This is a genomic window from Streptomyces atratus (assembly GCF_014648655.1).
Classification (GTDB): Bacteria; Actinomycetota; Actinomycetes; order Streptomycetales; family Streptomycetaceae; genus Streptomyces; species Streptomyces atratus.
The window spans coordinates 172,140-185,691 of the sequence record NZ_BMRN01000002.1; the positions used below are offsets into that span (position 1 = coordinate 172,140).

A 13,552-nucleotide genomic window follows, 5' to 3' on the forward strand; every position below is an offset into this window, starting at 1 on the left:
CTCGGTGCATGCGTCCCCTCCACATCGCCCTGGCCGCCCTGGTGGCCGCCGTCTGGGGTGTCAATTTCGTCGTCATAGAGGTCGGCCTCGGGCACTTCCCCCCGCTGCTCTTCTCCGCCCTGCGCTTCCTGGTCGCCGCGCTGCCCGCGGTCTTCTTCGTCGGCCGGCCCAAGGTCGCGTGGAAGTGGATCGTGGGTGTCGGGCTCGTCCTCGGAGTGGCGAAGTTCGGGCTGCTCTTCATCGGCATGGACCGTGGAATGCCCGCCGGCCTCTCCTCCCTCGTGCTCCAGGTCCAGGCGGTCTTCACCGCCCTCTTCGCGGCGCTCGCACTGGGTGAACGGCCGGGAAAGGTCCGGGTGTTGGGAATGGGGGTGGCCCTCGTGGGCATCGGGGTGGCCGCGGTCGACGAGGGCGCGAGCGGACCCGTACTCGCCTTCGTCCTGGTGATCGCGGCGGCGGCCTGCTGGGGTGTGTCCAACGTACTGACCCGCAAGGCCGCGCCGCCCGACTCCCTCAACTTCATGGTCTGGGTCTCGACCGTGCCCGTGCTCCCGCTGCTGGGCCTCTCCCTCCTCCTGGAGGGCTGGGACCGCGATGCCGATGCGCTGGCCGCGCTCGACTGGAGCGGTGTCGGGATCATCGTCTACGTCGCCTGGATCACCACCGTCTTCGGCTTCGGGGCCTGGGGCTTCCTGCTGCGCCATCACCCGGCCTCGTCGGTGGCCCCGTTCACCCTGCTCGTGCCGGTCTTCGGGATGTCGTCGGCCGCGCTGCTGCTGGGCGAGTCGGTGAGCCCGCTGCGGTGGTGCGCGGCGGCGCTGCTGGTCGGCGGGGTGGCCCTCACCTCGCTGGCGGGGGCGCGGCGGACCGGCCGGGCGGCGTCGGACCGGGCTCCCGAGCCCGGTGGGCCTGCGGGACCTACGGAGCCTGTGACACCGGAACCGGAACCGGAACCGCGGCCGGCACGGACCTGACCGCAGCCGCCTACGACTTGGGCGCCCCCAGCTGCAGCAGATGCTCCCGCCCCGCGCTCAACAGCCCCGGCAGCTCCGCCGCCCCCGGGTGCCACCGCTTCTCGTACTCCCAGCAGACCCAGCCGTCCGGGTCCAGCGTGTCCAGACAGGCCCCCAGCGGCAGCACCCCGGCACCCAGCGCCAACGGCTCGGTGTCCTCGGCCGATGCGATGTCCTTCACCTGCACGTAACCCAGGTGCGGGGCCAGCACCGCATGGCTCGCGGCAGGTTCCTCGCCCGCCAGCCAGGTGTGCATGATGTCCCAGAGCGCACCGATCTGCCCGTGCCCGACCGTCCCGACGACCCGGGCCACATCGGCGCCCGCCCGGTGCGAGTCATGGGTTTCGAGCAGGATGCGTACGCCCAGGCCGGCGGCGTGCGGAGCGGCGGCGGCCAGCCGGCGGGCGGCGGTCGCATCGGCCACGGCGGGGTCCTGGTCACCGCCGCCCGGGAAGACCCGGACGTTCTTCGCACCCAGGTCGTGCGCCAGCTCCACCAGCCCGGCGAGCTCGTCCAGCGCGGCCCGGTCGTCCCCCTCGGCCGCGACCCGGACATACCCGGCGACGGTCAGGATCTCGACGCCGCCCTTCTTGAACTCCTCGACGACATCGGCCCGTTCGAGCGCCGAGATGCCCGGGTGCACCGGTTCCTCGGGGTGGGCGCGCAGCTCCACCCCCTGATACCCGTGCTCTGCGGCGAGCCGGACGACATCGGTCATCGGCATCCCCGGCACTCCGAGGGTCGAGAAAGCGAGCTTCACGTGCGTGTTCCTTCCATCGGTACGTGCCACCGCGCCGTACACGTCGGACAGCGGCCGGCACATCATCGGCCCGGGGCGTGCATACCGGTACCCCCGGGCCGCGGGTACAACCTCAGCCCACCCGCGGCGGCGCCGTCGACCCCCGCACCATCAGCTCCGCCGCGATCGTCGCGATGCCGCCCGGCGGCGGCTTCTCCTTGCCCATCGCCAGCCGGCCCGCCCGCGCGCCCGCCTCGAAGAGCGGCAGTCGTACGGTCGTCAGTGCCGGTACCGCGTCCACCGAGAACGGCAGATCGTCGAAGCCCGCCACCGAGATGTCCTCGGGGATGCGCAGGCCGCGGTCCCGGATCGCCGCACTTGCGCCCAGCGCCACGGTGTCGTTGGCGGCGACGACAGCCGTAACCTCCGGTTCGCGGCGCAGGAGTTCGTGGGTGGCGTCGTAGCCGGAGCGGCGGTCGTAGGGGCCGTGGACGGTGAGGCGCTCCTCGTCACCCGCGAGGCCCGCCGCTCTCATCGCGTCGCGGTGACCCTCAAGACGGTGCCGGGTCGTCGTCCGCTCCAACGGGCCCGCGACATAGCCGATCCGTCGGTGGCCGAGTGACAGCAGATGTTCGGTGAGGCGACGCCCCCCGCCCCGGTTGTCGAAGGCCAGTGCGGCCACGACCGCCTCGCTGTCCGGCAGCGGGGGCCGCCCGCACAGCACCACCCGGGTGCCCGCGTCCGCGAGTTTCGCCAGCTTGGCGGACATCGCTGCCTGGTGCGCAGGGTCCTCCACGGCGCCTCCGGTCAGGACGACGGCCGCGGCGCGCTGGCGCTGGAGCAGGGTGAGATAGGTGAGTTCGCGCTCGGGGGAGCCGCCGGTGTTGCAGACGATGGCGAGCTTCTCGCCGCCCGCCCGGCCCGAACCGTCCCCGGGTCCGCCGATCTCGGTCTGCGCCGCCCCCGCCATGATCCCGAAGAACGGGTCGGCGATGTCGTTGACCAGGATGCCGACCAGGTCGGAAGTGGCCGCCGCGAGTGCACTCGCGGGCCCGTTGAGCACATAGTCCAGGTCGTCCACCGCGCGCAGGACCCGCTCCCGGGTGGATGCGGCCACCGGGTAGTTGCCGTTCAGCACGCGGGAGACGGTGGCCGGGGACACCCGGGCGCGGGCCGCTACATCCGCCAGGGTGACTGTCATCGCTTGCCTCCGAGGAGTGACGAGGAGTGGGAGTGGAGTATGACCGACCGCGTGCCCCCTCTTGTCCGGGCCGCTGTCGGCAGGCTAGCGTCATCATCGATAGAAAGCGCTTGCTACGGGTGTATGGAGGAACTTTCGTGACACGCAGGACAGTGCGCATCGCCATGAACGGCGTCACGGGTCGCATGGGATACCGGCAGCACCTGGTGCGCTCGATCCTCGCGATCCGCGAGCAGGGCGGCCTCGATCTCGGCGACGGCGACGTGCTGTGGCCCGAGCCCGTTCTGGTCGGCCGCCGCGCCCATGCGCTGGAGGAGCTCGCCGCGCAGCACGGTCTGACCGAGTGGTCGACCGACCTCGACGCGGTCCTCGCGGACGACAGCATCGACATCTACTTCGACGCCCAGGTCACCTCGGCCCGCGTCGAGGCGATCAAGAAGGCGATCGCCGCGGGCAAGCACATCTACACCGAGAAGCCCACCGCCACGGACGTCGAGGGCGCCCTGGAGCTGGCCCGCCTGGCCCGTGACGCCGGGATCAAGCACGGCGTCGTCCAGGACAAGATCTTCCTGCCGGGCCTGCTGAAGCTGAAGCGACTCATCGACGGCGGCTTCTTCGGCGAGATCCTCTCCGTACGCGGCGAGTTCGGCTACTGGGTCTTCGAGGGCGACTGGCAGGAGGCCCAGCGCCCGTCCTGGAACTACCGTGCCGAGGACGGCGGCGGCATCGTCGTCGACATGTTCCCGCACTGGGAGTACGTGCTCCACGAGTTGTTCGGCCGGGTCTCCACCGTCCAGGCGCACGTCCAGACGCACATCCCGCAGCGCTGGGACGAGCAGGGGAAGCCGTACGCCGCCACCGCCGACGACGCCGCGTACGGCATCTTCCAGCTGGAGAGCGGAGCTGTCGCACAGATCAACTCCTCCTGGACGGTCCGCGTCAACCGCGACGAGCTCGTCGAGTTCCAGGTCGACGGAACCCACGGCTCCGCCGTCGCCGGACTCCGCAACTGCCGTGTCCAGCACCGCTCGGCCACCCCCAAGCCGGTCTGGAACCCGGACCTCCCGGTCACCGAGTCGTTCCGCGACCAGTGGCAGGACGTCCCCGACAACGCCGTCTTCGACAACGGCTTCAAGGCCCAGTGGGAGCTCTTCCTGCGCCACATCGTGCTCGACGAGCCGTACACCTGGGACCTGATGGCCGGCGCCCGCGGCGTCCAGCTCGCCGAGCTGGGCCTGAAGTCCTCCGCCGAGGGCCGCCGCTTCGACGTACCGGAGCTGACGCTGTGACGATCCCCCTCCTGCCCGGCGCATCGGAGCTGATCCCATGACCATCCACCTTCCGCAGGGCCCCTACGAACCCCGCACCACCCCGCTCGACCTCGCCCCCGGCGATGCTCCCCTCGCCTCCCGTACGGTCTTCTCCGCCGCCCATGTCGTCGCCGACCCGTACGCCGACATCAGCCCCGACTCACCGGCCGCCGTCGACTGGGACGCCACCCTCGCTTTCCGCCGTCACCTCTGGTCGCACGGTCTCGGCGTCGCCGAAGCCATGGACACCGCCCAGCGCGGCATGGGTCTGGACTGGGCCGGCGCGGCCGAACTGATCCGCCGTTCCGCCGCCGAGGCGAAGGCGGTCGGCGGCCGCATCGCCTGCGGCGTCGGCACCGACCAGCTTCCCGCCGGACCCGCCTCGCTCGCCGAGGTGCGGTCCGCGTACGAGGAGCAGCTCACCCTCGTCGAGGAGAGCGGCGCCCAGGCCATCCTGATGGCCTCCCGCGCGCTCGCCGCCGCGGCGAAGGGGCCCGAGGACTACCTGGAGACGTACGCACACCTCCTGCGCCAGGCCTCCGAACCGGTCGTCCTGCACTGGCTCGGCCCGATGTTCGACCCGGCGCTGGAAGGGTACTGGGGCTCCTCGGACCTCGACGCCGCCACCGACACCTTCCTGAAGGTGATCGCCGAGCACCCGGACAAGGTCGACGGCATCAAGATCTCGCTCCTGGACGCCGAGCGCGAGATCGACGTCCGCCGCCGTCTGCCCGGCGGGGTCCGCTGCTACACGGGCGACGACTTCAACTATCCCGAGCTGATCGCGGGCGACGACCGCGGCTTCAGCCACGCGCTGCTCGGCATCTTCGACCCGCTGGGCCCGCTGGCCGCACACGCGGTCCGGGTCCTGGACACCGGGGACGTCCAGGGCTTCCGGGACCTCCTCGACCCCACGGTCGAGCTGTCCCGCCACCTCTTCCAGGCGCCCACCCGGTTCTACAAGACGGGCGTGGTCTTCCTCGCCTGGCTGGCCGGCCACCAGGACCACTTCACGATGGTCGGCGGCCTCCAGTCCGCCCGCTCGTTGCCGCATCTGGCGAAGGCGTACGAACTCGCCGACCGGCTGGGCCTGTTCCCCGACCCGGAGCTGGCCGAGTCCCGGATGCGGGCCCTGCTCGCGGTCAACGGAGGCACACGATGAGCGACGGCCGTCTCTCCATCAACCAGGAGACCATCAAGCAGTGGTCGCTGCCCGAGCTGGCCGAGGGCTGCGCCAAGGCGGGCATCGACAAGGTCGGCCTGTGGCGGGCCCCCGTGCAGGCGTACGGCATCGAGCGCACCGCCCGACTGCTCGCCGATTCCGGCCTCTCGGTCACCAGCCTCTGCCGGGGCGGCTTCTTCACCGCCATCGACCCGGCGGAACGGGCCCGCGCCCTGGACGACAACCGCGCCGCCGTCGACGAGGCGGCGGCCCTGTCCACCGACACCCTGGTCCTCGTCTCCGGCGGCCTCCCGGCCGGCAGCAAGGACCTGCACGGCGCGCGTGAGCGGATCGCGGACGCCCTGGGCGAACTCGCACCGTACGCGGCCGAGCGAGGCGTACGTCTGGCGATCGAACCGCTGCACCCGATGTTCGCCTCGGACCGCTGCGTCGTCTCCACGCTCTCCCAGGCCCTGGACATCGCGGAACGCTTCCCCGCCGAGCAGGTCGGGGTGGTCGTCGACACGTACCACATCTGGTGGGACGACCAGGCGGCCGCACAGATCGCCCGGGCGGGCGCGGGCGGCCGTATCCACTCCTTCCAGCTGGCGGACTGGATCACCCCGCTCCCGGCGGGCGTCCTGCTCGGCCGGGGCCAACTGGGCGACGGGTCCGTGGACTTCCGCGCGTTCCGCACGCTGGTCGAGGCCACCGGCTTCGACGGCCCCATCGAGGTGGAGATCTTCAACGAGGCCCTCTGGGCCCGCGACGGCGCCGAAGTCCTCGCGGAGGTCGCGTCCCGGTACGCCGAACACGCCTGCTGAGAAGGCATTTTGCCGCCAGGGTAAAGAGATCACCAAGACGTGCAACCGTTCGGCACCTTGCCGGGTCGTATCTGGCGTCGGGCGCTTCCGGGGAGGGATCCGGGGGGATCGGGAAGCCCTGACGGAGGGGGAGAGCGAGGGGGGTCCGGTCTTCTGACCGGACCCCGTTTCGTCTCCTGGGCGCAGATGCGTCGGTCATGTTCTCCGCTGGGGTCTCCGCGCTGAGCCGCAGGCGAGGGAGACGTTCCGCGCCGGCTGAGGGCGAGGCTCAGGTATCGAACTCGCCCACCCAGTTGCGCTTCACGAGAGCCACGGGCAGGTACTCGGACTCGACCTCGACCGCTACGCGTCGAACTCGCCGCGCCAGGCGAAGTCCAGCAGGGCGCTCGGCAGATAGCCGGACTCGACCTCGATCGGAATGCCGTTGGCCTTCGCCAGGCACGCCACCGCCAACGGGGCGATGGCCACGACCCCTTCGATGTTCTGGGTGCGGTCCTCGTCGGCCGTCCAGTACTCCTTGTGCCAGCGAAGAGCGTCGTTCAGGGCCTCGTTGAAGCCTGCTGCGTCCTTGCGCAAGTAGCGGTAGAACATCATGATCGGCGGGTACTCCAGCTTGCCCATGGTCTCGGCATCGAGAACGTGGGTGACCTCGGGAGCGCTCAGGTCCACGGCCCGCACCAGGTGCTGGCTGACGTCGTCACGCCGCAGCCAGAAGCTCCGGAGGGTTTCCACCCAGGCGTAGACGTACTCGTCAAGCACTCCGCCACAGTCACGCAGCAACGACGCCGGCACCTGCGCCAGCATGTCGAGGCGGCCCGTCTCCCGGCAGATCAGCGCCAGGAAGAAGGCGTTGAGCCAGGTCCCCGCGTTGAGGTAGAGCTGCGGGCCGGTGGTGGCGAGTTGCCGCTCCTCCTGGCGGATCTTGCAGGTCACCGTCTCCTGATTGGTGAACGTGGCGGCGAAGACCGCCGAGTGCACCTGCATGGTCAGCAGCCAGGATTCCCAGGTCTCCAGCATCACCGCATCCGGGTCCCCGACGCAGCGGATGCGCGCCACGTTCAGCGACGTGGTCAGCGCCCCGCTCCTGGCGCGATGTGAGGTCCCGATGGTCTGCAGCGAATTTGCCAGGGACTTCTCCATGACGGGGACGACTGCCTCCATCTCAGCCACTGGATAGCTCTGGCGGGACACGCTCGTAACCACTGATCTCCCTTGTCAGATTCAGATCTTGAAGTATTCGAGGACCGCTCCGGCGTACGTACCCTTGCCCTCGACGGCCTTCACCATCGCATACTCCAGGTTTCCGCTTTCGAACGCCGGCCTCAGCTCGGCCGCCAGATTGGCGTTGGTCCAGGTCTTTCCAGCGCTGTCGGTCACCGAAAGTAGAGGGCGGGCTTCCATTTCAGAGATGATGGTTTCCAGGTAGTGGCTGGTGCCCTGCTGCACCATAAACTTTTCGGCGGCGCCCTTGCCTCTGCGCCAGATGAGCCCCGAACTCGGCGCCTTCGCCTCGACGATCAAGAGCTTGCCGTCCGGCCGCCGGTACAACTGATCGAACATGTTGGCGCCGTTGGGTGTCTTCGGGAGAGGCTGCTCCACCGCACCCTCGAACCGCTCAGGCACCACGTGCAGCCGCGCGGCATCCTCGCCCAGGCGTTCGGAGTAGCTGCTGTTGTTGGACGTCTGATCGTCGAAATGATCGATGAACCGTTTCCGGGCACGCTCCACGTCCGCCAGCGTCTGCTCGGTCGGCGCAGCCTTGTGCGCACGCTCGGCGTTGGACAGGTCCACAGAGACCCTGCGGTCCTTCGCGACATCGTCGAGGTGGTCGATCTGGTCGACCGGGGTGCTCCCGCGAGTCAGTGGGTCGCGGCCGTACCTGATCTCCGACGGGGCCGAGGGCAGGTCGTGCTTGGAGATCCAGGATCCGTCGCTGTCCTTCGCGAGGATGGGTAGTTCGACCCCGTCGATCTTGGTGTGGATGCTGTGGCGATGGCCGTCCGACCGGTAGTACAGGTCGAACCAGGATTTGTCGGGGTCGTTCGCACGCCGGACGAATTCGTCCTGCTTGACCTTGATTTCCTCAGCGGTCAGCTGCCGACCGCCCGAGGGGGGCGCCGGCTGCGCCGCATCATTCGTGCCGTGTGCCGCGTCGTCCAGGCCGCCTGCGCCCGGGGTCTCCGGGAGGTGGGTGCCACCCGTGAACGGGGGCTCGTGGTGGCCACCGCCGCCGGGGCCATCCATGTGGCTGCCCGTGCCGGGAGGGCCGTCGCCGTGGCCAGTACCCGAGGGGCCGTCGGTGTGGCCGCTGCCCGTGGAGGGGGTCTGATCGCCTTGGTGCAGCGGGTCGTTGCCGTGGCTGCCGCGGGGGGTGTTGTCCAGGTTGTTCGTGGGCAAGTGGTCGCCCGCGTGGCCGCCAGGGGTGTGGCCGCCCCTACGGAGCGGGTCGGAGATGTCGCTACCGAGGCGGATGCCGTCGTCACCGCGGCTGCCGACGCCCGCCAGGACGCGGTCCGGGACCTCGGCCGTGCCCGGGGAGTCCACCTTCGGGGCGTCGGTCTTCGGTACGCCCGCGCCCGCGTCCGGCTTGCCCGTCGTGGCGTCCTTCGCGTGCTGGGCGATGCTGCCGTCCTCGTTGTAGAGGTTGCCGTCGCGGTCCATGTACGGCGCGCCCTCGTCGAAGGGTGACTTGATCGTGCCTTCCGGCAGTGCCACAGCTCCCTCGGGGAGTTTGACTGTGCCGTTGGGGAGGGTGACTGCTCCGTCCGGGAGCGTCGCGCCCTGAGGGAGGTGGACCGTGCCGTCGGGGAGCTTGATCGTGCCCTCGGGCAGGGTGATGACGTTGTCGGGGAGTGGTGGGAACTCGACGCGGCCCATGCCCTTGAGTCCGGCCAGCACGTCGCCGATCTTCGAGAGTCCCGCGCCCGCGCCCTTGAAGACGTAGGTCATGGGGTCGACGATCCGGCCGGCCTTGCCTGCGAAGGACAGGGCCTTGGCCGCCATGCCGGCCTTGCCCGCGCCCGCTACCGCGCTGCCGGTGCCGCCGGTGAAGACGGTGGTCAGGACGTTGAAGGTGACTGCTCCCGCGGCTCTGGAGGGGTTGTTGCCCCATTGGTCCCAGGCCACCAGCGCTTTGCCGGTTTCCTTCATCGCGGTGCGTGAGTCCCTTATCCAGGACGGGAGTTTGTCATCGGGGAGTGCCCAGAAGGCGGCGTTCACACCGGGGATGATGGCGATCGCTACTCCGGTGGCGAGTTTGGCCAGGCCGGTCCATGCCTGTTTCGCGGCGTCCCAGCCGTCGACGCCGAACAGGGTGCCCAGGCCCTTGATGGTGCCCCAGACGCCGTCGACGACGAAGCCCTTGCCGAAGTCGTAGGCGTGCTCCCACACCTGCCACCAGGGGGTCGACTCCTCGACCGCGTCTCCCCAGGGCAGGCTTTTCGCCTGCTTGAGGGCTTCGGCGTCGTAGCCGTACATGCCCTCCTTGGTGGAGCCGTCGTTCGTCTTGAGTGCCTTGCCTCCGACCAGGGCGACGATTTTGGCGTGGCAGGCGCGTTCCACCTCCTGGAAGGCGGCCCAGACCTCGGCTATCTCGTTGCGGCGGTGGTTGTTCTCCTCGACCAGGTCGCCGTCTTCGCGCCACTTGTCGTCGCCGTCGACCTTGACGCGGAAGGCGACGGCTTCCCGCTTGAGCTCCTTGAGCTTCTCGACCAGCGGGTAGGCGTCGTCCGAGTAGGTGCCCAGTGCACCGGCGATGACACACAGGTCCGAGCTCAGGGTGAGCCCGGTGTCCGCGACCGGCTTGGTCGTGGCGAACAGTTGCTCCGCCTCGGGTGCTTTGTAGAAGGCGTGCAGTCCGCCGAAGCTGGTGTGGACGTCACCGGCGGCCGTCGCGATCTTCGCGCCGTCGGTGGACAGTGCTGTCACCTTTGTGTCGAGCAGGGCGAGGTCACCGGTGAAGACCGGTATCCCGACAGGGTCGACCGGAGCGTTGCCGCTCACCTGTGTCCCCCGGTGTCCTTGAGGAGGTCCAGGCGTACGGCCTTCGCCGCGTTCTGCGCGTGCTCGGCGGCTTCCAGGTCGCCCTCGCAGTACGCGTTCGTGGCTTCGACCGCGCCCAGGACGGCCGCCTCGATGCGCTCGGCCATCGCCTTGAAGTCCTTCTGGCGCTCTCCGAGGTACTCGCCCAGTGCCGCGGCCACCGGCCCCATCGCCTTTTGTGACAACGGCGCCTTCCCCGGTGCCACCGGGCCCTGCAAAGGCGTGGCGGCCTGCGGGCCGGGAACGGCCGTACCCGCCGCCTGCGCAGCCTCCGACATGGTCGTCATCAGTGCGGTCAGGGCCTTCTCCAGGTCCCCGGCATGCGTACCGGTGACCTTCAACTGGCCCTGCACCCCCTGCGGTCTGATGTCCCACGCCACCATGCGAAAGCCCCCTCTGCCGAACTGTCCTGGCACACTGCGTATCCACAACCCATGCCCCGCAGGATCGTTCCTTCTGATGCGGGGAGGAGCGCCTCAGCCGATGTTGTCGACCGCGGCCTTCGCGCGCGTGATCGTGTGCTGAGCCGTTCCGTCGTTCTTCTCCAGCGTCGTCTTCAGCAACTGGATGATGTTCTTGACCTCCTGCGACGAACGGTTCCACCGCAGTTCCTTGCCGTGGTACTCATCCGCCACACCGTCCGCCGCGAAGTCCGCCATCGCTGCCTTCACCTGCGCGTCACGCGCCGCGATCACTTCCTCCAGCTGCGCGATCACCACCTGAATGTTGCCCTGCGCATCCGCGGACGCACCCGTGTCGTACGAACGACGATCACTCTGACCAGCCATCGGAAACCCAACCCCGTCTGTCAGCGGCCGCCGAAGCGCGCCGCGTCGAAGTTCGCCGCCGACATCTGCTGCCGCGCGTTGTCACCCTGCTCCTGATCACCCGAGCTGAACGCCGCCTCCATCCCCGACTGACCACCGAGGAGAGCCGACAGCGAACCGTTCAACGCCGCCGTGATCTCGTCCGACCGCCCCTTGAACGAATCAAACGCCGCACGCCCCGCACCGTTGAACTTCCCCTCCAACGGCTGCGCGGCCTGCACCAGCTGACGAATCAACGTCCCCAGATCAGTACTCGACCCACGCGACTTCGACGACAGCGTCGAAAGAACCTGCGCCCCCATGTCGAACTTCATCCAGTCCCCCGCCAAGTCTTGCGAACGTATGTGCTACCACCTTTATCAACTCTGCGTTGCCGATGCAATCAAGGGGCATTGCGTTGCGAGTGGCGTGTGAGGGGCCGGAGCGAGAGCCAGGGTGCCCAATTCGGCACATACTTGAACTATTTTCCCCTCACTGGTGGCGGATCGTTTTTTGAGTGGCCCGGCTGCCGCGTACTTTCGGCCGATTCTCGTCTCGTTCGCAAAGCCGAACGCGACGCTGCTCCCGGTGCACCGCAGCTGGTGAGCGGCGGGCTGCCATGTGGGCAGGCCGGGCGCTCGTGCTGGGCCCGTTCGCCGTGGAGGTGGGGCGGCCCTTCCCGGCCGTCGGCGGCCCGATCCCATAAGACGTCGTTTCCTTTGGCTCGGCGGGTCGTTGTGCCGTGCATGACGTGTTTCGTTGAGCGGCTAGTGCCGGACGAGTTGTGGGTCTTGTTCCGTCGAGTGGTGCCGCCGACGGAGGTGGTCCGTCCGCAGGGCGGTGGTCGACGGCGGGCGGGCGATCGTGAAGTGTTGGCGGCGATCTTGTTCGTGGCGACCACGGGCTGCACGTGGCGGCAGTTGCCGCCGGTATTCGGACCGGCCTGGCCGACGGTCTACAGGCGATTCGCGCAGTGGTCGAAAGCGCGGGTGTGGGCCCGGCTGCACCGCGTTGTTCTCGATGAACTCGGTGCCAGGGGTGAGCTGGACTGGTCGCGTTGCGCGATCGATTCCGTCAGCATCCGGGCGGCGAAAGGGGGCCTTTGACGGGACTAAATCCGACTGACCGCGGCAAGTTGGGATCGAAGATTCACCTGCTTACCGATCGGAACGGCCTACCGCTGTCGTTGGGGATCTCCGGGGCGAACATGCACGACAGCCAGGGCCTTGAACCGCTTGTGCGCGGTATCCCTCCCATCCGGTCCCGCCGCGGCCCGCGCCGCCGACGGCCGGCGAAGCTGCATGCCGACAAGGGCTACGACTACGACCACCTGTGTCGATGGCTCCGTAAACGCGGCATCGCCCACCGCATCGCCCGCAAGGGCATCGAATCCTCACAGCGACTGGGCCGTCACCGCTGGGTGGTCGAGAGGGCAGCGTCCTGGCTAGCAGGCTGCCGACGTCTGCACCGCCGCTACGAGCGCAAAGCAGAACACTTCCTCGCCTTTGTGGGCATAGCAGCAGTTCTCATCTGCCACCGCCGACTCACGAGGCGAAGCGAAACTAGAGCCCAACACGCTCAGGGCGGGCGTTCTGACGCCCGCACGCCATGACCTTCGCCAGAATGTCACGCAGCCGTGTGACGTCCTCTGCCGGTACATCGAGGATTGCTTCGATCTCCGCGTCCTCCAGCGCCAAGGCATCGAGGGAGTCCTGGGCTAGCGACACGGTGAGCACGTTGTCCGTCAGGGCTATCTTCCGGACGCAGCCGTAGGCCGTGTTTTGGTCAGGTGTCACCACACAATGCGTGTCCCAACCGAGCGCTAGGTCCTGCCGGGAGGGCTCGGCGACGCTGCCCATGAACACCAGGCTGAAGCTGCCTTCCTCCTCGTCCTCAGCGACACCGGCCAGCATGACGTCGTCGCCGGGGATGATCTCAGCGCCCACCACACGCGCTGTGAACCTGTATGTCATGCCTGAGTTCTACCAGGCCGCCAAACGGCGCCTACAAGCAAGCCGACCAGGAGTGGCCAGCTACCAACCTCCAAAAGAAACGATGTCTACTAAGTGCTTCGGTGGGCTGGGCGTGGTGTTCCGGCGGGCGTCCTGGTCGGACGGGGTCAACTGGGCGACGGGTCCGTGGACTTCCGCGCGTTCCGCACGCTGGTCGAGGCAACGGGCTTGGACGGCCCCATCGAGGCGGAGATCTTCAACGAGGCCCTCTGGGCCCGCGACGGCGCCGAAGTTCTCGCGGATGGCGCGTCCCGGTACGCCGAACACGCCTGCTGAGAAGGCTTTTTGCCGCCAGGGTAAAGAGATCGCCAGGACGTGCAACCGATCGGCACACTGCCGGGTCGTATCTGGCGTCGGGCGCTTCCGGGGAGGGATCCGGGGGATCGGGAAGCCCTGGCGGTGGGGGAAAGCGAGGGGGTCCGGTCTTGTGACCGGACCCCTTTT

The 13,552-nt window shown here is 68.9% G+C and carries 13 protein-coding genes and 1 pseudogene; 6 read left to right on the top strand and 8 right to left on the bottom strand.

Translation table 11 applies throughout. The features are described from left to right. The first annotated feature begins 8 nt into the window (after positions 1-8). Positions 9-974 carry an EamA family transporter gene (locus tag IEZ15_RS03790; protein ID WP_189274232.1) on the top strand — a complete coding sequence of 322 codons (966 nt, stop codon included), beginning with the start codon at positions 9-11 and terminating at the stop codon, positions 972-974. A gap of 10 nt (positions 975-984) precedes the next feature. Here IEZ15_RS03790 and IEZ15_RS03795 read toward each other — a convergent pair whose 3' ends face one another. Together IEZ15_RS03795 and IEZ15_RS03800 are read right to left on the bottom strand one after the other, a co-directional pair. Continuing rightward, the gene (locus IEZ15_RS03795) at positions 985-1,773 is read right to left on the bottom strand and encodes a sugar phosphate isomerase/epimerase family protein (RefSeq protein ID WP_189274234.1); all 789 of its coding nucleotides are present in this window, start codon (positions 1,771-1,773) and stop codon (positions 985-987) included. 112 nt (positions 1,774-1,885) lie between these two features. After that, positions 1,886-2,953 (bottom strand): LacI family DNA-binding transcriptional regulator, encoded by a 1,068-nt coding sequence (locus tag IEZ15_RS03800; protein ID WP_189274236.1) that lies wholly within the window; start codon positions 2,951-2,953, stop codon positions 1,886-1,888. Positions 2,954-3,090: 137 nt separating this feature from the next. Here IEZ15_RS03800 and IEZ15_RS03805 point away from each other — a divergent pair, with 137 nt between their 5' ends. Genes IEZ15_RS03805 through IEZ15_RS03815 form a run of 3 tightly spaced genes read left to right on the top strand, consistent with a single transcriptional unit; the run spans position 3,091 to position 6,249 of the window. Next, on the top strand, positions 3,091-4,242 hold the full coding sequence (locus IEZ15_RS03805; protein WP_189274238.1) for a Gfo/Idh/MocA family protein: 1,152 nt from the start codon (positions 3,091-3,093) through the stop codon (positions 4,240-4,242). A 37-nt stretch (positions 4,243-4,279) separates the two neighbouring features. Beyond that, on the top strand, positions 4,280-5,425 hold the full coding sequence (locus IEZ15_RS03810) for a dihydrodipicolinate synthase family protein (RefSeq protein ID WP_189274240.1): 1,146 nt from the start codon (positions 4,280-4,282) through the stop codon (positions 5,423-5,425). After that, a complete protein-coding gene (locus tag IEZ15_RS03815) occupies positions 5,422-6,249 on the top strand; it encodes a sugar phosphate isomerase/epimerase family protein (RefSeq protein ID WP_189274242.1) in 828 nt (275 codons plus the stop codon). Before IEZ15_RS03810 ends, IEZ15_RS03815 begins: the two co-directional genes overlap by 4 nt. A gap of 342 nt (positions 6,250-6,591) precedes the next feature. On the opposite strand, the gene IEZ15_RS03820 is transcribed toward IEZ15_RS03815, so the two are convergent. From IEZ15_RS03820 to IEZ15_RS03840, 5 genes are all read right to left on the bottom strand, one after another. Further along, the gene (locus IEZ15_RS03820; RefSeq protein ID WP_229845729.1) at positions 6,592-7,410 is read right to left on the bottom strand and encodes an immunity 49 family protein; all 819 of its coding nucleotides are present in this window, start codon (positions 7,408-7,410) and stop codon (positions 6,592-6,594) included. Between the two features lie 60 nt (positions 7,411-7,470). After that, complete coding sequence (locus IEZ15_RS03825; protein ID WP_189274244.1) at positions 7,471-10,251, bottom strand: hypothetical protein; 2,781 nt, start codon at positions 10,249-10,251, stop codon at positions 7,471-7,473. Next, complete coding sequence (locus IEZ15_RS03830; RefSeq protein ID WP_189274246.1) at positions 10,248-10,673, bottom strand: DUF6507 family protein; 426 nt, start codon at positions 10,671-10,673, stop codon at positions 10,248-10,250. The genes IEZ15_RS03825 and IEZ15_RS03830 overlap by 4 nt, the downstream gene beginning before the upstream one ends. Before the next feature lie 93 nt (positions 10,674-10,766). After that, positions 10,767-11,078 (bottom strand): pore-forming ESAT-6 family protein, encoded by a 312-nt coding sequence (locus IEZ15_RS03835; RefSeq protein ID WP_114245910.1) that lies wholly within the window; start codon positions 11,076-11,078, stop codon positions 10,767-10,769. A 20-nt stretch (positions 11,079-11,098) separates the two neighbouring features. Continuing rightward, on the bottom strand, positions 11,099-11,431 hold the full coding sequence (locus tag IEZ15_RS03840; RefSeq protein WP_114246774.1) for a hypothetical protein: 333 nt from the start codon (positions 11,429-11,431) through the stop codon (positions 11,099-11,101). Positions 11,432-11,842: 411 nt separating this feature from the next. Here IEZ15_RS03840 and IEZ15_RS03845 point away from each other — a divergent pair. Next, a protein-coding gene (locus tag IEZ15_RS03845) for an IS5 family transposase (RefSeq protein WP_373302488.1) occupies positions 11,843-12,708 on the top strand; the annotation gives its coding sequence in 2 pieces (ribosomal slippage) (positions 11,843-12,176 and positions 12,176-12,708; 867 coding nt in all). Here the strand turns inward: IEZ15_RS03845 and IEZ15_RS03850 are convergent. Further along, a complete protein-coding gene (locus tag IEZ15_RS03850) occupies positions 12,659-13,069 on the bottom strand; it encodes an Imm10 family immunity protein (RefSeq protein WP_189274251.1) in 411 nt (136 codons plus the stop codon). The genes IEZ15_RS03845 and IEZ15_RS03850 overlap by 50 nt on opposite strands. 117 nt (positions 13,070-13,186) lie before the next feature. On the opposite strand from IEZ15_RS03850, the pseudogene IEZ15_RS03855 reads away from it, so the two are divergent. Then, positions 13,187-13,384: pseudogene (locus tag IEZ15_RS03855) on the top strand (sugar phosphate isomerase/epimerase); the annotation flags it as partial. Between the last annotated feature and the right edge of the window lie 168 nt (positions 13,385-13,552).